The organism is Pseudomonas sp. HR1, from assembly GCF_030175875.1.
Lineage (GTDB): Bacteria > Pseudomonadota > Gammaproteobacteria > Pseudomonadales > Pseudomonadaceae > Chryseomonas > Chryseomonas oryzihabitans.
In genome coordinates this window covers 13457-31117 of sequence record NZ_JASNRF010000006.1, presented here as the reverse complement: position 1 = coordinate 31117, position 17661 = coordinate 13457, and the positions used below count along the sequence as shown (strand labels likewise).

At 66.9% G+C, this 17661-nt stretch carries 18 protein-coding genes; 11 read left to right on the top strand and 7 right to left on the bottom strand.

The features are described 5' to 3' along the window. Entirely contained in the window at positions 1 to 990 is a 990-nt protein-coding gene (locus QKY98_RS19950) for an XdhC family protein (RefSeq protein WP_144945145.1), read from the bottom strand. 143 nt (positions 991 to 1133) lie between these two features. Here QKY98_RS19950 and ku point away from each other — a divergent pair, with 143 nt between their 5' ends. The 6 genes from ku (at position 1134) to QKY98_RS19920 (ending at position 7714) form a co-directional block, all read left to right on the top strand. Beyond that, entirely contained in the window at positions 1134 to 2009 is an 876-nt protein-coding gene (ku, locus tag QKY98_RS19945) for a non-homologous end joining protein Ku (RefSeq protein ID WP_027602417.1), read from the top strand. An 11-nt stretch (positions 2010 to 2020) separates the two neighbouring features. Further along, positions 2021 to 4588 (top strand): DNA ligase D, encoded by a 2568-nt coding sequence (gene ligD / locus QKY98_RS19940; protein WP_284671444.1) that lies wholly within the window; start codon positions 2021 to 2023, stop codon positions 4586 to 4588. A gap of 117 nt (positions 4589 to 4705) precedes the next feature. Beyond that, on the top strand, positions 4706 to 5716 hold the full coding sequence (locus QKY98_RS19935) for an acyl-CoA dehydrogenase family protein (RefSeq protein ID WP_372237669.1): 1011 nt from the start codon (positions 4706 to 4708) through the stop codon (positions 5714 to 5716). Then, positions 5704 to 6465: a PIG-L deacetylase family protein gene (locus tag QKY98_RS19930; protein WP_231501018.1), complete on the top strand. Its 762-nt coding sequence runs from the start codon at positions 5704 to 5706 to the stop codon at positions 6463 to 6465. The genes QKY98_RS19935 and QKY98_RS19930 overlap by 13 nt, the downstream gene beginning before the upstream one ends. Positions 6466 to 6473: 8 nt before the next feature. Then, a complete protein-coding gene (locus QKY98_RS19925) occupies positions 6474 to 7061 on the top strand; it encodes a class I SAM-dependent methyltransferase (RefSeq protein WP_077173015.1) in 588 nt (195 codons plus the stop codon). Next, complete coding sequence (locus tag QKY98_RS19920) at positions 7058 to 7714, top strand: glycosyltransferase family 2 protein (RefSeq protein ID WP_027599219.1); 657 nt, start codon at positions 7058 to 7060, stop codon at positions 7712 to 7714. The genes QKY98_RS19925 and QKY98_RS19920 overlap by 4 nt, the downstream gene beginning before the upstream one ends. On the opposite strand, the gene QKY98_RS19915 is transcribed toward QKY98_RS19920, so the two are convergent. After that, on the bottom strand, positions 7715 to 8509 hold the full coding sequence (locus QKY98_RS19915) for an AraC family transcriptional regulator (RefSeq protein WP_007161837.1): 795 nt from the start codon (positions 8507 to 8509) through the stop codon (positions 7715 to 7717). 76 nt (positions 8510 to 8585) lie between these two features. Here QKY98_RS19915 and QKY98_RS19910 point away from each other — a divergent pair, with 76 nt between their 5' ends. After that, complete coding sequence (locus tag QKY98_RS19910; RefSeq protein WP_044341777.1) at positions 8586 to 9596, top strand: bile acid:sodium symporter family protein; 1011 nt, start codon at positions 8586 to 8588, stop codon at positions 9594 to 9596. Positions 9597 to 9620: 24 nt separating this feature from the next. Here QKY98_RS19910 and gorA read toward each other — a convergent pair whose 3' ends face one another. Together gorA and galU are read right to left on the bottom strand one after the other, a co-directional pair. Further along, positions 9621 to 10994 (bottom strand): glutathione-disulfide reductase, encoded by a 1374-nt coding sequence (gorA, locus tag QKY98_RS19905; RefSeq protein WP_074583611.1) that lies wholly within the window; start codon positions 10992 to 10994, stop codon positions 9621 to 9623. Positions 10995 to 11120: 126 nt separating this feature from the next. Next, a complete protein-coding gene (galU, locus tag QKY98_RS19900) occupies positions 11121 to 11951 on the bottom strand; it encodes a UTP--glucose-1-phosphate uridylyltransferase GalU (RefSeq protein ID WP_007161840.1) in 831 nt (276 codons plus the stop codon). 239 nt (positions 11952 to 12190) lie between these two features. Between galU and QKY98_RS19895 the strand changes: the two genes are divergently transcribed. Then, on the top strand, positions 12191 to 12673 hold the full coding sequence (locus QKY98_RS19895; protein WP_231501019.1) for a hypothetical protein: 483 nt from the start codon (positions 12191 to 12193) through the stop codon (positions 12671 to 12673). A 150-nt stretch (positions 12674 to 12823) separates the two neighbouring features. Continuing rightward, the gene (locus QKY98_RS19890) at positions 12824 to 13198 is read left to right on the top strand and encodes a hypothetical protein (RefSeq protein WP_042134356.1); all 375 of its coding nucleotides are present in this window, start codon (positions 12824 to 12826) and stop codon (positions 13196 to 13198) included. On the opposite strand, the gene QKY98_RS19885 is transcribed toward QKY98_RS19890, so the two are convergent. The 3 genes from QKY98_RS19885 to QKY98_RS19875 all read right to left on the bottom strand — a co-directional run bounded on the left by QKY98_RS19885 (position 13164) and on the right by QKY98_RS19875 (position 15436). Next, complete coding sequence (locus QKY98_RS19885) at positions 13164 to 13520, bottom strand: antibiotic biosynthesis monooxygenase family protein (protein ID WP_284671443.1); 357 nt, start codon at positions 13518 to 13520, stop codon at positions 13164 to 13166. The genes QKY98_RS19890 and QKY98_RS19885 overlap by 35 nt on opposite strands. Continuing rightward, positions 13517 to 14221 (bottom strand): CTP synthase C-terminal region-related (seleno)protein, encoded by a 705-nt coding sequence (locus tag QKY98_RS19880; protein WP_284671442.1) that lies wholly within the window; start codon positions 14219 to 14221, stop codon positions 13517 to 13519. Before QKY98_RS19880 ends, QKY98_RS19885 begins: the two co-directional genes overlap by 4 nt. A gap of 177 nt (positions 14222 to 14398) precedes the next feature. Next, positions 14399 to 15436, bottom strand: a complete 1038-nt coding sequence (locus tag QKY98_RS19875) for an NADP(H)-dependent aldo-keto reductase (RefSeq protein ID WP_284671441.1) — start codon at positions 15434 to 15436, stop codon at positions 14399 to 14401. Positions 15437 to 15639: 203 nt separating this feature from the next. On the opposite strand from QKY98_RS19875, the gene QKY98_RS19870 reads away from it, so the two are divergent. Further along, complete coding sequence (locus QKY98_RS19870; RefSeq protein WP_278389091.1) at positions 15640 to 16779, top strand: glutathione-independent formaldehyde dehydrogenase; 1140 nt, start codon at positions 15640 to 15642, stop codon at positions 16777 to 16779. A gap of 167 nt (positions 16780 to 16946) precedes the next feature. Beyond that, positions 16947 to 17600 carry a 7-cyano-7-deazaguanine/7-aminomethyl-7-deazaguanine transporter gene (locus QKY98_RS19865; protein ID WP_074583607.1) on the top strand — a complete coding sequence of 218 codons (654 nt, stop codon included), beginning with the start codon at positions 16947 to 16949 and terminating at the stop codon, positions 17598 to 17600. Positions 17601 to 17661 lie beyond the last annotated feature (61 nt).

Here is a 17661-nt window from a genome sequence, read left to right as displayed (position 1 = left end):
CTAGGCGACCTGCTCCACCGCCACCAGAGCGCGCTTCTTCTGGGTCAGGGCGATGCCGTTCTTGACCGCCACCACCTCCGCCAGCAGCGACAGGGCGATCTCTGGTGGCGTATGGCTGCCGATGTGCAGGCCGATGGGACCGTGCAGGCGATTGATCGCCGCCACCGGCACCTCCAGCTGCAGCAGCCGCTCCCGCCGCCGGTCGTTGTTGCGCAGCGAACCCAGGGCGCCAACGTAGAAGGCGTCGGATTGCAGCGCCGTCAGCAGCGCCAGGTCATCCAGGCGCGGATCGTGGGTCAGGGCCACCACCGCGGTGCGCTCGTCCGGGCGGATCGCCAGCACGGCATCGTCCGGCATGCCCGGGATGAAACGCGCCTGGCGCGTCTCCCAGCCCTGGCGGAATTCCTCGCGGGGATCGCAAACCAGCACCTCGAAATCGAGCATGGCGGCCATGTCGGCGACATAGAGCGACAGCTGACCGGCGCCGATCAGCAGCAGCCGCCAACGCGGTCCGTGTACCAGGCGCAGGCAGTGCTCGTCCAGGGCGACCGGCTCGTCGCGAGTGGTGCCGGAGATCCGCACCTTGCCGGTGGCCAGGTCCAGCTCACGCAGGGCCAGTTCGTGGTCGTCACAGCGTTGCAGCAGTTGCTCGACCCAGCGCCAGTCACCGACCCGCTCCTGGACCAGGCGCAGGGTGCCCCCGCAGGGCAGTCCGAAGCGGGCGGCTTCGTCACCCGAGACGCCATAGGTGATGACCTCCGGACGCTCGCCAGCGAACTGGCCGGCGTGCAGCCGGGCGATCAGGTCGTCCTCGATGCAGCCACCCGACACGGAGCCGCATACCTGGCCGTCGTCACGCAGGGCCAGCATGGCGCCCGGCGGCCGCGGCGAGCTGCCCCAGGTCTGGACCACGGTGAACAGGCTGACGCCATGCCCTGCCCGTCGCCAGGCCAGGGTCATGCGCAAAACTTCTTGATCGACACTGTCCACGCCCTGCTCCTCTCTACCTTGCACCTGCGACGGCAAAATCGTCGTTCCGGGGGTAGAACCCAACAGCGGAGCGGGGTTCCCCAGGGCGGAACCCGGTGGATCGCCGGCCTATCCATAGGGGACACCCCAAGAGGAGAACGTCCATGCCCCGCTCGATCTGGAAAGGCGCCGTCAGCTTCGGCCTGGTGCACATCCCCGTGTCGGTCGTCTCGGCGACCCGGCAATCGGGCATCGACTTCGACTGGCTGGATGAACGCAGCCTCGACCCGGTGGGTTATAAGCGCATCAACAAGACCACCGGCAAGGAGGTCCCCAGCGAACACATCGTCAAGGGCATCGAGCACGGCAAGGGCAAGTACGTGGTGCTCAGCGAAGACGAGATCCACAATGCCCTGCCCGAGGCCACCCGCACCATCGATATCCTCACCTTCGTCGAGGCGCGAGAGATCTCCATCCTGCACTTCGAGAAGCCCTACTACCTGGCGCCGGACAAGAACGGCGAAAAGGTCTATGCCCTGCTTCGCGACACCTTGAGCGCCGCCGGCAAGGTGGGCGTGGCCAACCTGGTGATGCACTCCAAGCAGCACCTGGCGGTGATCATGCCGCTGGGCGATGCCCTGGTGCTCAACACCCTGCGCTGGGCCGACGAAGTGCGGTCCGCGGAAGACGTCGGGCTCGAGGGGCTGGACGCCAAGGTCAGCAAGAAGGAAGTGGACATGGCCCAGCGCCTGGTGGACGACATGACCGAGCAATGGGACCCGGAGCAGTACCACGACACCTTCAAGGACAACGTCATGGCGCTGGTGGAGCGCAAGCTCAAGGACGGCAAGCTCGAAGCCGTCGCCGAGGAGCCCGAAGCCGAGGACAGCGGCGCCGACGTCATCGACCTCACCGAATTGCTGCGCCGCAGCCTGGGTGGCAAGAAGGACAAGGCCAAGGAGGCGCCCAAGTCCAAGAGCTCCGGCCGTTCGACCACCCGGCGTAGCCCTGCCGCCAGCCGCACCCGCAAGGCCAAGTGAGGAGCGCCGCCATGGCCAGCTCGACCAGCGAATACAACCGCAAGCGCAACTTCGACATCACCGCCGAGCCGCGTGACGAGGGCAGCTCCCGCCGGCGCAAGGCCAAGGGGGCCCTGACTTTCGTCATCCAGAAGCACGACGCGCGCCGCCTGCACTATGACTTCCGCCTGGAGCTGGATGGCACCCTCAAGAGCTGGGCGGTGCCCAAGGGTCCCAGCCTCGATCCCGGCGAAAAGCGCCTGGCGGTGCAGGTGGAGGATCACCCCCTCGCCTACGGCAGCTTCGAAGGCAGCATTCCCGAAGGCCAGTACGGCGCCGGCGATGTCATCGTCTGGGATCGTGGCGAGTGGGAGGCGGATGGCGATGCCGCCGAAGGCTATGCCGCGGGCAAGCTCAAGTTCGAACTCAGGGGTGAAAAGCTGCGCGGTCACTGGACGCTGGTGCGCACCCGGCTGCAGGGCCACAGCGACAAGCCGCAGTGGCTCTTGATCAAGGAGCGCGACGACCAGGCCCGCGACACCGCCGACTACGAGGTGACCGCTGCCGAACCCGACAGCGTGCTGAGCGACAAGACCCTGCCTCGGCTGGCGCAGTCCAAGGCCCAGGGCAAAACCTCCGCCAAAGCCAAGGCGACCAAAACGCCGACCCGCCAGCCCACGGCCAAGGCGCGCAAGGCCAAGCTGCCCGAGATCCTGGAAGCCCAGCTGGCCACCCTGGTCGACAGTCCGCCGGCCGGCGACTGGCTGTACGAGGTGAAATACGACGGCTATCGGCTGCTCGCCCATATCGAGGGCGGCGAGGTGCGCCTCTTCACCCGCAGCGGCAACGACTGGACCGAGCGCCTGCCAGAGCAGGCCAGGGCCCTGGCCGCGCTGGGCCTGGAAAACGCCTGGCTGGACGGCGAGATCGTGGTCAACGACGCCCAGGGCGTCTCCAGCTTCCAGGCGCTGCAGAATGCCTTCGAGACTGGCAAGGCGACCCGCATCACCTATTACCTGTTCGACCTGCCCTATCTCAATGGCGCGGACCTGCGCGAGGTGCCGGTCGAGCAACGCCGCGAGTTGCTCGGCAAGCTGCTGGAAGAGAGCAACGACAGCGAGCTGCTGCGCTTCTCCGCCGCCTTCGAGGTGCCGGCCGATCGCATCCTGGCCAGTGCCTGCGAACTCGGGCTCGAAGGGGTCATCGGCAAGCGCCTGGGTAGCCCCTACCGTTCGCGGCGCAACAAGGACTGGATCAAGCTCAAGTGCGCCCACCGTCAGGAATTCATCATCGTCGGCTATACCCCGCCCAAGGGCGGCCGCCAGCACCTGGGTGCGCTGCTGGTGGCACTGCACGATGACCAGGGCCAGCTGCACTATGCCGGCAAGGTCGGTACCGGCTTCACCGCGGCCGTGCTCAAGCAGCTGCACGCCCGCTTCCAGCCGCTGATCGTCGATCAGCCGCCGGTGGTGGATCCGCCCAAGGGCGCCGCCTATAGCGAAGTGACGTGGCTGCGGCCCGAGCAGCTGTGCGAGATCGCCTATGCCGAGCTGACCCAGGACCGCATCGTCCGCCAGGGCGTCTTCCACGGCCTGCGCGACGACAAGCCGGCCGAGGGCATCGGCTTGGAAGAGGCGACACCAGCCCGCGAGGCCGAGGCGCCGCGCCCGTCCGCCGCACGCCGTCCGTCTGCGGGCAAGCAGCAGGACGCCACCGTCGCCGGGGTACGCATCAGCCATCCCGAACGGGTCATCGACGAAGCCAGCGGCGCGCGCAAGCTCGACATCGCGGGCTATTACGCCGCCGTCGCCGACTGGATCCTGCCGCATCTGGTCGACCGACCCGTGGCCCTGGTCCGGACGCCCGAGGGTATCGCCGGCGAGCAGATCTTCCAGAAGCACAAGCAGACCCTGGCGATCCCCCATATCCGCGAACTCGATCCGGCGCTGGATCCGGGGCATGCGCCGCTGATGGTCATCGACAGTCGCGAGGCCCTCATCGGCGCGGCCCAGATGGGCACGGTGGAACTCCATACCTGGAACGCCACCGTCGACCGCATCGACCGGCCCGACCGCTTCATTCTCGATCTCGACCCTGATCCCGCCCTGCCCTGGTCGCGCATGCTGGAGGCGACGGGGCTGGTGCTGACCCTGCTCGACGAGCTGGAGCTGCAGGCCTTCGTCAAGACCAGCGGCGGTCGCGGCCTGCACCTGGTGGTGCCGCTGGATCGGCGCCAGGACTGGGACACCGTCAAGGCCTTCGCCCAGGCGGCGGCCCAGCACCTGGCCAACACCCTGCCCAAACTCTTCGCCGCCAAGATGGGCGCCCAGAATCGCCAGGGGAAGATCTTCGTCGACTACCTGCGCAATCGCCATGGCGCCACCACGGTCAGCGCCTTTTCCCTGCGCGCCCGTCCCCACCTCGGCGTTTCGGTACCCATCGCCCGGGATGAGCTGGCGACCCTGGAGGCCAGCGACCAATGGCGCTTCGACTCCCTGCTGGAACGCCTCGAAGGGCTCAAGGACGACCCCTGGGCCGGGTATGCCGAGATACGCCAGAGCCTTACCGCAGCGCGGCGCAAGCGGCTCGGCGTAGCGTAGCGATGCGCCTGCCGTCGGCAAGCGTACCGCCTAAGCGAAACCCCTTATCGCTGCCCGTGGTCTGCACTAACGAGCGCTGTCGTGGACAGCGCCGTCGCCAGCCACGGGATGGAGCCGATGTCGATCGATCTGGATAGCCTCCAGGACACCCTGGACGAGTGGGCCTATGACGAGGTCACTCCCGCACTGCTGCAACACCGACTCCAGATTCTCAACCAGCGCGGTCTCGACCGCCTGCCGTTGCCCGGCCAGGGTCAGACCCTGGACCGTTGGCGCGCCCTGGCCCAGGTCGCCCATCATGACCTGGGCCTGGTCAAGCTGTACGAAGGCCACACCGATGCCCTGGCCATCCTGAGCGAACTGGAGGGCTACGCGCCGCCCGAAAGCCTCTGGGGCGTCTGGGCCGCCGAGCCGCCCGATGCCCGCCTGCTGGTGCGCTACAGCGCCGACGGCGTGGTCACCCTGCACGGCCGGAAGTCCTGGTGCTCCGGCGCCTCCCTGGTCAGTCACGCCCTGGTCACCGCCTGGATGGACGATCATCCGATGCTGGTGGCGGTGGAAATGAAGCAACCCGGCGTCGAAGTCACCCAGGACGGCTGGCGGGCCATCGGCATGCAGCACACGGGCAGCGTCGACGTGCTGTTCGACGGGGCCGCCGGCGTGCTGGTCGGGGCGCCCGGTCGCTACCTGCAGCGTCCCGGCTTCTGGCATGGCGGCGGCGGTATCGCGGCCTGCTGGTATGGCTCCGCCACCGCCCTGGCCGATACCCTGCGCGCTCACTGCAAGCGTCATCGCGAACCCCATGCCCTCGCTCACCTGGGCCATGTGGACGCCGCCCTGCTCGGCGCCGCCACTGCACTGCGCCAGGCCGCCGAGTGGCTGGACCTCAACCCCGAGGCGGACGCCCGTTATCCCGTCTGCCAGCTGCGGGCCCTGGTCGAGCAGTGCGCCGAAATCGTCATCCGCCATACCGGCCGCGCCTTTGGCGCCGCGCCGCTGTGCCGCGACGCCTATTGCGCCCGCCACATGGCGGACCTCCCCGTCTACCTGCGCCAGAGCCACGCCGAACGCGACCTGGCGGTGCTGGGTGACCTCAATCTGCTGGAGGGTGCCCCTTGGCAACTGTAGGCGATCGTCAGATTCAAGGAGCCGGCACCGCGCCCGAGGCGTGGCTGCAGTGGTCCGGCTTCGCCGAGATGCCGGCAATCGAGGCCTCGCAACTGGTCCCGCCCGGCCATCGCGCCGTGGTCGTCGCCCCGCACCCGGACGACGAGATCCTCGGCTGCGGCGGCCTGCTCTGCCAGTTGGGTGAGCTGGGGCGTCGTCTGGCACTGGTGGCGGTCACCGACGGCGATGGCAGCCATCCGCAATCCACCCTCTGGCCGGCCACCCGCCTGCGCAATACCCGTCCACTGGAGACCCGCGAAGCCCTGCGCCGCCTGCATCTGGAGCGCGCCACCGTGACCCGCCTGGCGATACCGGACGGCCATGTAAGCGAGCAGGAAGCCGCCCTGCAGCAGCGGCTGGTGGAAATCCTTACGCCGGAAGACGTGGTCTTCGCCACCTGGCGATTGGATGGCCATCCCGATCACGAGGCGACCGGCCGCGCCGCCGTGGAAGCCTGCCGCCTGCGCGGGGCCCGCTGCATCGAGGTGCCGGTCTGGACCTGGCACTGGGCCGCCCCGGGCGATCCACGCGTGCCCTGGGAACGGGCGCGGCGCCTGGAACTGGAGGAAGACGTCCTGGCGCTGAAGAAGCGCGCGGTGAATGCCTTCGGCAGTCAGCTGACCGAGGACACCAGCACGGGACAGGGACCTATCCTGCCGCCTGCGGTAGTGGCCCGTCTCACCCGTGCCTGGGAGGTCTATCTGACGTGACCGTCTCCATGAGCTATTTCGATTCGCTGTACGCCAGCAGCGACGATCCCTGGGACTACCGCCATCGCTGGTACGAAGCGCGCAAGCGCGATCTGACCCTGGCCATGTTGCCGCACCGTCGTTACAGCCACGGCTACGAGCCTGGCTGCTCCACCGGTGAGTTGTCCCGGCGGCTGGCCGAGCGCTGCGAGCGGCTGCTGGTCAGCGACGGCAATGCCTCCGCGGTCGCCACCGCTCGCGAGCGCCTGGCCGATCAGGCTCATGTCGAGGTGCATCACCTGCTGCTGCCGGACGCCTGGCCGGCCGGCGCCTTCGATCTTATCGTCATCAGCGAGATCGGCTACTACCTCGGCGAGCCCGGCCTGGCTGCCCTCTTGGATCGCGCCCACAGCGCGCTGCTGCCCGGAGGGGTACTGCTCGGCTGTCACTGGCGCCATCCCATCGAAGGCTGTGCCCTGACCGGCGACCAGGTTCATGAGCGCATGGCCGCCCTGCCCGGCCTGCATCGCCTGAGCCACCTCGAAGAATCCGATTTCCTCCTCACCCTCTGGTCTTCCGACCCCACCTCCGTCGCCCGCCGGGAGCAGCTTCTATGATAGGTGCCGTGATACCCGCCCATAACGAAGAGCAACACGTCGAACGCTGCCTGCAATCGGTCCTGCGCGCCGCGCGGCATCCGGCCTTGCTAGGTGAACCCGTCGAGGTCGTCATCGTGCTGGACAGCTGCACCGACGGCACCGCCGACATCGTTCGCCGGCTGCCGGTCACTGCCCTGGAAGTCTGGGCCTGCAACGTCGGCCTGACCCGGGCGACCGGCGCCGCCCACCTGATCCAGCTGGGCGCCCGCTGGCTGGCCTGCACCGATGCCGACTCAGAGGTGGCGCCGGACTGGTTTGCCGCCCAGCTCGCCTATGGCGCCGATGCCGTCTGTGGCGTGGTGGAGGTGGACGACTGGACCCCGCATTCCCCCGGCCTCAGGGCTCGCTACGAGGCGGCCTATCACGACCGCGAAGGCCATCAGCACATTCACGGCGCCAACTTCGGCATCTCCACGGCAGCCTATCTCCAGGCCGGCGGCTTTCCCTCCATGACGGTGGACGAGGACGTGACCCTGGTTACCGCGCTCCAGACCCAGGGTGCGCGTATCGCCTGGAGCAACAGCGTGCGGGTGCGCACCAGCTCGCGCCTAGACTGCCGGGCCCGCGGCGGTTTCGGCGACTACCTGAGCCTGCTCGGCGCCACTGCCTGACTAAACGCCCAGGGCGAAGGCCCCGGGCGTCGCGCCGAATTGCCGGCGAAAGGCGGCGATGAAGGCCGATGGGGAGTTGTAGCCGCAATCCAGCGCCACCTCCGTCACCGCAGCGCCCTGTTCCAGGCGTTCCAGGGCGCTGATCAGGCGCAACCGCTGGCGCCAGGTTCTGAAGGTCAACTCGGTATCGCGCAGGAACGCCCGGCTCAGGGTCTTTTCCGAGGCGCCCAGCACCCCCGACCACTGCGCCAGGGTGCGATCGTCCGACGGATTGGCCGCCAGGGCCTCGCACAGCAGACGCAGCCGGCCATCCTGGGGCGCCGGCAGCGACAGCCCGACCTCGGGTGCCGCCTGCAACTGATCCAGCATCACCGACACCAGCCTTCCCTCGGGCCCCGCCTCGTCATATTCCCGGGCGAAGCCGCTGAAGGTCTTGATCAATTCGCGAATCAGCGGACTCACCGCCACCACCCGACACCGCTCGCCCACATAAGGCGCCGCCTCGGCCCCGACATAGAGGCTGCGCATCTCCGCCCTGGGCGAGGAGCGCACCTGATGCTCGACATCGGCGGCGATCCACACCGCCCGCTGCGGCGGTGCCACATAGCTGCCCTCGGCGGTGGTCACCGTGAGCACCCCCTTGATGGCATAGGACAGCTGGCCCCAGGGATGCCGGTGCCAGGGCGTCCAGGCCGGTTGGGCCAGGGATTCCACGCGGGCATAGAGGCGCCGCGGCAGGTGCGCGAGTTCGGGCACGGGGCGTTCGACCGCAGACTGTCCGTTTGACGACATCATTGGGGCTTTTCGCGTTAGTCGGCTAGGTCAGGAGACGATAGCCTTGGGGCTATCCGCAGACAACCCGAGAGAGACCATGGCTCGTCCCCGCCTGATGCCCGACAATTTCACGCTGCTGCTGGTCGCCACGGTGATCCTGGCCAGCGTGCTGCCCTGCCAGGGCCTTGCCGCCCAGATTGCCAACGTGGTCACCAACATCGCCATCGGCCTGCTGTTCTTCCTGCACGGCGCCAAGCTGTCGCGCCAGGCACTGGTGGCCGGCATCACCCATTGGCGCCTGCACCTCCTGGTGTTCGCCTTCACCTTCGTCAGCTTTCCGCTGCTGGGCTGGGCGCTGCAGCCGCTGCTGGCCCCGCTGGTGACGCCGGAGCTCTATCTCGGCGTGCTGTTCATGTGCGCCCTGCCGGCCACGGTGCAGTCGTCCATCGCCTTCGTCTCCATGGCTCGCGGCAATGTCTCGGCCGCGGTCTGCAGTGCGTCCCTGTCCAGCCTGCTCGGGATCTTCCTCACCCCACTGCTGGTCCGGCTGCTGCTTGACGCCCACGGCGGCTCGGACGGCCAGAGCACCCTGGATGCCATCATCAAGATCTGCGTCCAGCTGCTGCTGCCCTTCGTCGCCGGCCAGCTGCTGCGTCCGGTGATCGGCCACTGGGTGGATCGCCACAAGGGCAAGCTCAAGTTCGTCGACCAGGGGTCCATCCTGCTGGTGGTCTACACCGCCTTCAGCGCCGCGGTCATCGAAGGCCTGTGGCGCGAGACGCCGATCCTGTCGCTGGTGGGCCTGGTGTTCATCTGCGCCACCCTGCTGACCCTGGTCCTGCTCGCCACGCGCTACAGCGCCCGGCTGCTGGGCATGAGCAAGGAAGACGAGATCACCGTGGTCTTCTGCGGCTCCAAGAAGAGCCTGGCCACGGGGGTGCCCATGGCCAAGGTGCTGTTCGCCGGCAGTACCATGGGTCCGGTGCTGCTGCCGATCATGCTGTTCCACCAGATCCAGCTGATGGTCTGCGCGGTGCTGGCGCAGCGCTACGCCAGGCGCGAGACGGTGGAGGCCGCGCCCGTGGCGGCAGCCCCCGTGGCGAAGTGATCCCCGCGGTGGCGAGGCGTCCGGCTAGCGCGCCTCGTCCTCGCGAACCGGCTTGCGCATGGTGACCCACTCTTCCGCGGCAGTGGGATGGATGCCCAGGGTATCGTCGAAGCAGGCCTTGGTCGCGCCCGCCTTGAGGGCGATGGCCAGGCACTGGATCTGCTCGCCGGCATCGGGGCCCACCATGTGGCAGCCCAGCACCTGGTCGCTGTCGGCATCCACCACCAGCTTCATCAGGGTGCGCTCCTGGACATCGGTCAGGCTGAGCTTGGTCGGCCGGAAGCTGCTCTGGAAGATCTTCAGCCGATGGCCACGCTCACGCGCCTCTTCTTCGCTCAGGCCGATGCTCGCCAGATTGGGCAGGCTGAAGACCGCGCTGGCGATCAGGTCGTAGTTCAGCGGGCGATAGCTGTCGGGATCGAACAGATGGCGCGCCAGGGTCATGCCCTCGGCCAGGGCCACCGGGGTCAGCTGCACCCGGCCGATGACGTCGCCGATGGCGTAGATCGAAGGCTCCGCGGTCTGGAAGGTCTCGCCGACCTTGATGAAGCCCCGGTCGTCCAGGGCGACACCGGTGTTTTCCAGGCCCAGGTCGTCCAGCATCGGTCGGCGGCCGGTGGCATAGAAGACGCAGTCGGCGTCCAGCACCCGACCGTCCTTGAGTGTCACCTGCAGGCTGCCATCGGCGGCCTTGTCGATCCGCGCCACATCGGCATTGAATTGCAGGTCATGGCCGCGCTTCTGCATCTCGTCGCGCAGATGCTCGCGCACGCCCCGGTCGAAGCCGCGCAGGAACAGCTCCCGGCGATACAGCAGGGTCGTCCTGGCGCCCAGCCCCTGGAAGATCGAGGCGAATTCCACGGCGATGTAGCCGCCCCCCACCACCACCACCCGCTTGGGCAGCTCCGGCAGGTAGAAGGCCTCGTTGGAGGTGATGGCATGCTCGCGGCCGGGGAAGTCCGGCACGTCCGGCCAGCCCCCGGTGGCGATGAGGATGCGCTCGCAGCGATAGCGCTGGCCTTCCACCTCGACGGTGTGGGGATCGAGGATGCGGGCATGGGCTTCCAGCAAGGTCACCCCGCTGTTGACCAGCAAGGCCCGATAGATGCCGTTCAGCCGGCGGATCTCGTGGTCCTTGCTGGCGACCAGGGTGTTCCAGTCGAAGGCCGGTACCTCGGCATCCCAGCCATAGCCACGGGCCTGGCGGAATTCATCGCGAAAGGAGGCGCCGTAGATGAAGTATTTCTTGGGCATGCAGCCCACGTTCACACAGGTCCCGCCGAGGTAACGGCTTTCCGCCACCGCCACCCGGGCACCGAAGTCGGCCGCGAAGCGCGCGGCCCGTACCCCGCCCGAACCGGCGCCGATCACGAAGAGGTCGAAATCATAGGTCGTCATGGAGCTCTCTCTTTTTGCTGCTGGCGACCAGCATAACGCAAGGCCACCCTGGGCAGCGGCCCGGCTGGCCAACCGCCAGAAACGACAAGGCCACCCGCAGGTGGCCTGGTCGACTGCACGTCAGGCTTAGAGGGCCTTGTACAGGTTCTCGAAGCAGAAGTTGGTGGCTTCGACGAAGCCTTCCGCGCTACCGCAGTCGAAACGCTGACCCTTGAACTTGTACGCCAGTACGCAACCGTCCTGGGCCTGCTTCATCAGGGCGTCGGTGATCTGGATCTCGCCACCCTTGCCCGGCTCGGTCTGCTCGATCAGGTCGAAGATATCCGGAGTCAGGATGTAGCGGCCGATGATCGCCAGGTTGGAGGGAGCGTCTTCCGGCTTCGGCTTCTCGACCATGTTGTTCACGCGGTAGATGTCGTCGCGGATCATCTCGCCGGCGATCACGCCGTACTTGTTGGTCTCGTTGGCCGGGACTTCCTGGATGGCCACGATGGAGCAGCGGAACTGGTTGTACAGCTTGACCATCTGCTTGAGGACGCTGTCGCCTTCCAGGTTCAGGCAGAGGTCGTCCGCCAGGACCACGGCGAAGGGCTCGTCACCGATCAGCGGGCGGCCGGTCAGGATGGCGTGGCCCAGACCCTTCATCTCCACCTGACGGGTGTAGGAGAAGGTGCAGTTGTCGATCAGCTTGCGAATGCCGACCAGGTACTTTTCCTTGTCGGTGTTCTTGATCTGGCTTTCCAGCTCATAGCTGATGTCGAAGTGGTCTTCCAGCGAGCGCTTGCCACGACCGGTAACGATCCCGATCTGATGCAGGCCAGCCTCCAGAGCTTCCTCCACGGCGTACTGCACCAGCGGCTTGTTCACAATGGGCAGCATTTCCTTGGGCATGGCTTTGGTCGCAGGGAGAAAACGAGTGCCATAGCCGGCTGCCGGAAACAGACATTTGGTGATCATGGGAGTCCTTTGATCTGTACGTGAAGGCAAAACGAACGGCGGTCTATCCAGCCGCTTGTCGCATACAATGCCCGAAGCGCGCGACGCTGGAAATAGCCAGGCATGGGCGCTCTGTGGACGTGCGGATACGACTCCAGGATTGCCTTCCGGTTCTGCGCAAAGCCGCAAAGAACTGCTATCGTCCAAAGTTTGGAACCAGCGTCACGACTCCGCGGATAGATCTCGACATGAAGAAATGGATGCTCCCGTTGCTGTGTGTTTCCCTCGCCGGCTGCTCCCTGGGCGGTCATCACGAGGCGGCGGACACGCGGCCGCTCAGCGCGGAACAGACCACCCTGCTGCGCCAGAATGATCTCTTGCAGGCCAAGCTGCTGGTCCTGGGTGGCAGCGAAGAACAGCTCAAGCTCGCGGATGCCCTGCTGCTGCGCAATGGCGGAACCAGCGCCGATGGCGAAGTGGAGTTCTATCGCGCGGTGATCGCCATCAAGCAGGGCCCGCAGACCGATGACGTCCTGGAATTGCTGAACGCCTCCGCCGATCATCGCTATCCGCTGGCCTATGCCCTGCTCTATCGGATGTATACCGATCCCTTCCTGGTGCCCGAGGCCGATCCGATCCAGGCGCAGACCTACAAGAGCGCCTACGGAGAGCTCGCGGTGGCCAAGAGTGGCTATCCGTCCTTCGACAAGGCCGTGGAAGTCACCCGCCAGCTGGCGCCCTGAACCCGCCTCTCTAGTCGGCCGCTTTGCGGCCGTTCACAGTCTGGCGCTGGCGAATGAGCAGCCGTTGACCTTTCCTGGATGTGAATGATGTCAACTGGCCGCATGACGGTAGCATTGAGCCTCTACCGTCCGCCGCCCAGAGCCATCTCCATGTCCTCGCTTGGCAAGCTGTCACCCGATATCGTTGCCGTCCGGACCGTGACGCAGCGGCTCGTCCTGCTGCTGATCGGGTTCTTCGCGCTGGCCATCCTGCTGACGCGGCTGCCGACCTTCATCAACGCCGCCAGCGGCGAGACCTGGCAGATTCGCGGCGGCCAGATTCCGCTGATGCAGTATCCCGCCATGCCGGAGCGCAGCGTGGTCGCCAACCGCCAGCTGATCGCCATGCTCAAACCGGGCGATCGCATCCTGGTTCTGGACAGCGCCCCCTTTCGCCCCTGGAAGAAGGTCATGCTGATCGGCGAAGAGAGTCGTATCGGCTGGATCCGCGTCACTCCGGCCCTGGGCGCGATCCGCCTGGAGTGACGCCAGGACCGGCGCGGCTCGACAGCAGGCGCATGACCCGGGTGTCATGCCAGCGATACCAGCGCGCCTGACCCAGCCGCTGCGCCTGCCGATGTTCCGGATGGGCGCCCCAGGCCGCGACGGCGGCCTCATCGGTCCAGTAGGACAGGGTAATGCCGAGGCCATCGGTGCCCCGCACCGATTCCATGCCCAGAAAGCCTGGCTGCGCCTGCGCCAGCTCCACCATGCGCACCGCCATGGCCTCATAGTCGGGATCGTCGTCGGCGCGTTGCGAGACGAAGGCGATCACCACACAGTCCTCGGGCAATTCCGGCCGCTTCATGTCCCCAGTTTCCGCGCCGCGACCACCGCGTCCAGCCAGGCGCGCACCGCCGTGGGGACCCGACCGGCCAGCGCCTCGCGCTCGGGCTGATAGAGGGTGCCGAAATAACAGGGATGGGTCGTCAGCTCGAAGGCCACTGGCAGCTCTTCCTCATCCCAGGCGAGGACGCGCCAACCCGCAGCGAGCAACGTCGGCAGGTAGTCGGGGTTCACGCCGAAGCGACAGCGATAGGTGGCCTCGACCCGTTCGGCGCCGGCCGCCTCCGCCAGGCGCGACCCTGGCAGCAATCGGAGTTGATTCTGCACCTCGATGCGGGCGCAGCTCAGGGGCGTGAGCACCGCGCGGCTGGCCGACGGATCGTCTTCACCGTGGGCGGCGTCCGTCCAGCCCAGCACGGACTGGACGTACTCCAGCAACGCGTACTGCAGCCCGCCACAGGTCCCGAGAAAGGGAATCCGCTGTTCGCGCGCTGTGCGCAAAGTCGCCAGCACCCCTTCGCGATGGCGATAGGGACTCCCGGGTACGCACCAGAGGCCGTCGCAGCCGCCAAGGGCGCCATCGGCCTCGACCGTCGGCAGCCAGCGTGTTTGCAGCGTGACACCCAGCGCCGTGGCGGTCAGCGCCAGGGCCTGGGGGATGGCCTGGTGGGCCACGATGGAAGGGTCCTGGTCTCCCAGGAGCACGATTTCGTACGACGTCATGACGGACACCTGCAGGCGTGGAAGCTCCGACCGACTCTAGGCCCTTGGGGCCGCGGTTTTAATAGGCGTCGCGGACAGCAGCCCTTGCGTCCCTGCCCTGTCGGTCACGGCCGCCTTTCGCCAGGCGCAAGGAAACGCCCGGTACAGCGGCTGTACCGGGCGCCGGATACCAGACGATCAGGGTGCCGGATTGGGCTGGTCGACGTGGATGGCTTCGATGGCGGCGAGGGTTTCCTGATCCAGCACCAGCTCGCTGCTCGCCAGATTGCTTTCCAGCTGAGCGAGCGAGGTGGCGCCGATGATGTTGCTGGTCACGAAGGGCCGACTGGTGACGAAGGCCAGGGCCATCTGCGCCGGATCCAGACCGCGCTCCCGGGCCAGTTCGACGTAGGCCTGGGCCGCGCGCTGCGTCTGGGGATTGCTGTAGCGCTGGAAGCGTTCGAACAGCGTCAGGCGCGCCCCTTCCGGACGGGCGCCGCTCAGGTACTTGCCCGCGAGCACACCGAAGGCCAGCGGCGAATAGGCCAGCAGCCCCACCTGTTCGCGCATGGCCTGCTCGGCCAGGCCCACCTCGAAGCTGCGATTGAGCAGATTGTAGGGATTCTGAATGGAGACCACCCGCGGCCAGCCGCGCGTCTCGCTCAGGTGCAGGAAGCGTTGCACGCCCCAGGGCGTTTCGTTGGACAGGCCGACATGGCGGACCTTGCCTGCCTTCACCAGGCCGTCGAGGGCCTCCAGGGTCTCCTCGATGGGCGTGAAGTCGGCATCGTTGTGCACATAGCCCAGCTGACCGAAGTAATTGGTCCGCCGATCCGGCCAGTGCAGCTGGTAGAGATCCAGGTAGTCGGTATTGAGTCGCTTGAGACTGGCCTCCAGCGCGGCGGTGAGATTGGCCTTGGTAAAGGCCAGGCCACCGTCGCGGATGTAGTCCATGTCGCGGCCAGGACCGGCCGCCTTGCTGGCCAGCACCCAGTCGGCGCGGTCGCCGTGCTGGCGGAAATAGTTGCCGAGGATGGTCTCGGTGCGGGTGTAGGTCTCGGCGCGCGGCGGCACCGGGTACATCTCGGCGGTATCCAGCAGGTTGACGCCGGCCGCCTTGGCGACCCGGATCTGCTCGAAGGCTTCTGCCTCGGTGTTCTGCTCGCCCCAGGTCATGGTACCCAGGGAAATGGCGCTCACCTTCAGCTCGGTTCGGCCCAAGGATCGATAGTGCATGGCAAGCCTCTTTCGCGGTTGAAACCGCAACGTTAGCAGGACTCCCAAGCGCAGCCCAACTGGTCTGACGATTTGAACTATCGTCCGCTTGCCGATGCCCTCCCCTTGAGGCGACAGCCCAGGCTGCTCGCTGCTAGGGAAGACGCCCATCTACCCAAGCGGGTGCCCGTAGAGGACCGACGCGACACTCCGGAGTGCACATCATGAAAGCTGTGGTTTACCAGGGCCCACGCGACGTCGCGGTCAAGAACGTAGCCGATGCCCGCATCGAAAAACCCACCGACGTCCTCGTCAGGATCACCACCACCAACATCTGCGGTTCCGACCTGCACATGTACGAGGGCCGCACCAGCTTCGAAAGTGGCCGGGTCTTCGGCCACGAGAATCTCGGCGAGGTGGTCGAGGTCGGTCTCGGCGTCGATCGCATCAAGGTTGGCGACCGGGTCTGCCTGCCCTTCAACATCGGCTGCGGATTCTGCGAGAACTGCGAGCGCGGGCTGACCGGTTTCTGTCTCACCGCCAACCCGGGCGTCGCCGGTGCGGCCTACGGCTTCGCCGACATGGGCCCGTACCAGGGTGGCCAGGCGGAGTTGCTGCGGGTGCCCTACGCGGACTTCAACTGCCTAGTACTGCCCGAAGATGCCGCGGAACGTGAAGACGACTACGTGATGCTGTCCGACATCTTTCCCACCGGCTGGCATGCCACCGAGCTGGCCGGTCTGCGCCCGGGCGAATCCATCGCCATCTATGGCGCGGGCCCGGTCGGCCTCATGGCTGCCCATTCCGCCATGATCCGTGGCGCCTCCGAGGTCTATGTGGTCGACGACCAGCCGGATCGCCTGGCACTGGCGGAAAAGCTCGGCGCCAAGGCCATCCACGCCAAGGAAGGCGATGCCGTGGAGCAACTGCTCAACCTCACCCAGGGGCGCGGGACCGATCGCGGCTGCGAGTGCGTCGGCTACCAGTGCTGCGATCACCACGGGCACGAAGTCAATCACCTCACCATGAACAACCTGGTGGCCTCGACCCGCGCCACCGGTGGTATCGGGGTGGTCGGGGTGTTCGTGCCCCAGGACCCGGGCGGCCGGAACGACCTGGCCAAGCAAGGCAAGATGGCCTTCGACTTCGGCAACTTCTGGTTCAAGGGCCAGCAGATCCGCACCGGCCAGGCCAACGTCAAGAACTACAACCGCGAGCTGGCGCGGTTGATCCATGCGGGCAAGGCGCGACCCTCGCAGATCATCTCCCATCGCCTGAGCCTGGCCGAGGCGCCGGACGCCTATCGCCATTTCGATGCGCGGGATGATGGCTGGACCAAGGTGGTACTCAAGCCGGCCGCTTGAGGCGGTTCACCTTCCCAGGGAGCGCTCAGGAAGAGCCGCTCCCACCCGCCGGGCGCCGCCTGCAGCCAATCACTGGTGATAGGCCCCGGCTTTGGGCTAGGATGGCGCCGCCCCGAATTCCGGGGCCTGGGTTCCCTCACCCCAGGCACTTTCAAAAAGGCCCTCTCATGCTCGAACGTATCGCTTTCGCGCGCCGCACGGCGGTCGCCGCGCTCGTCGCCTTCCATATCCTCATCATCATCGCCAGCAACTACCTGGTGCAGTTGCCGCTGCAACTGTTCGGCTGGCACACCACCTGGGGCGCCTTCAGCTTTCCCTTCATCTTTCTCGCCACCGACCTCACCGTGCGGCTGATGGGCAAGGCGCCCGCCCGCCAGGTGATCGCCCGGGTAATGATTCCTGCCCTGGTGGTTTCCTATGGGGTCTCGGTGCTGTTCCAGGACGGCAGTTTCCAGGGCTGGGCGGCGCTGGCCGCGGTCAACATCTTCGTGCTGCGCATCTCCCTGGCCAGCTTCTGTGCCTATGTGCTCGGCCAACTGCTCGATATCCAGGTGTTCGACCGCCTGCGGCGCTCGCGCCACTGGTGGCTGGCGCCCACGGTCTCGACCCTGTTCGGCAACGCCCTCGACACCCTGGCCTTCTTTTCCATCGCCTTCTGGCGCAGCGACAACCCCTTCATGGCCAGTCATTGGCCGGAGATCGCCCTGGTCGACTACGGCGTCAAGCTGACGGTCAGCCTGCTGCTCTTCGTTCCGCTCTATGGCGTGCTGCTGCGTTCGCTGGTGCCCCAGGCCTGGGCGCGGCGTCCGGACCTCGCCTGAGGGCAGGATTGCCGCCAGGCGCGGCTTGGCCCTAGAGTGATGCCCCCTTCAATTGCCTCGG

Excerpts from the sequence above, each read along its gene's own strand:
- ku (WP_027602417.1), top strand. The coding sequence starts at position 1,134 with ATGCCCCGCTCGATCTGGAAAGGCGCCGTCAGCTTCGGCCTGGTGCAC.
- ligD (WP_284671444.1), top strand. The coding sequence starts at position 2,021 with ATGGCCAGCTCGACCAGCGAATACAACCGCAAGCGCAACTTCGACATC.
- QKY98_RS19935 (WP_372237669.1), top strand. The coding sequence starts at position 4,706 with ATGTCGATCGATCTGGATAGCCTCCAGGACACCCTGGACGAGTGGGCC.
- QKY98_RS19925 (WP_077173015.1), top strand. The coding sequence starts at position 6,474 with ATGAGCTATTTCGATTCGCTGTACGCCAGCAGCGACGATCCCTGGGAC.
- QKY98_RS19920 (WP_027599219.1), top strand. The coding sequence starts at position 7,058 with ATGATAGGTGCCGTGATACCCGCCCATAACGAAGAGCAACACGTCGAA.
- QKY98_RS19915 (WP_007161837.1), bottom strand. The coding sequence starts at position 8,509 with ATGATGTCGTCAAACGGACAGTCTGCGGTCGAACGCCCCGTGCCCGAA.
- QKY98_RS19910 (WP_044341777.1), top strand. The coding sequence starts at position 8,586 with ATGGCTCGTCCCCGCCTGATGCCCGACAATTTCACGCTGCTGCTGGTC.
- gorA (WP_074583611.1), bottom strand. The coding sequence starts at position 10,994 with ATGACGACCTATGATTTCGACCTCTTCGTGATCGGCGCCGGTTCGGGC.
- galU (WP_007161840.1), bottom strand. The coding sequence starts at position 11,951 with ATGATCACCAAATGTCTGTTTCCGGCAGCCGGCTATGGCACTCGTTTT.
- QKY98_RS19895 (WP_231501019.1), top strand. The coding sequence starts at position 12,191 with ATGCTCCCGTTGCTGTGTGTTTCCCTCGCCGGCTGCTCCCTGGGCGGT.
- QKY98_RS19890 (WP_042134356.1), top strand. The coding sequence starts at position 12,824 with ATGTCCTCGCTTGGCAAGCTGTCACCCGATATCGTTGCCGTCCGGACC.
- QKY98_RS19885 (WP_284671443.1), bottom strand. The coding sequence starts at position 13,520 with ATGAAGCGGCCGGAATTGCCCGAGGACTGTGTGGTGATCGCCTTCGTC.
- QKY98_RS19880 (WP_284671442.1), bottom strand. The coding sequence starts at position 14,221 with ATGACGTCGTACGAAATCGTGCTCCTGGGAGACCAGGACCCTTCCATC.
- QKY98_RS19875 (WP_284671441.1), bottom strand. The coding sequence starts at position 15,436 with ATGCACTATCGATCCTTGGGCCGAACCGAGCTGAAGGTGAGCGCCATT.
- QKY98_RS19870 (WP_278389091.1), top strand. The coding sequence starts at position 15,640 with ATGAAAGCTGTGGTTTACCAGGGCCCACGCGACGTCGCGGTCAAGAAC.
- QKY98_RS19865 (WP_074583607.1), top strand. The coding sequence starts at position 16,947 with ATGCTCGAACGTATCGCTTTCGCGCGCCGCACGGCGGTCGCCGCGCTC.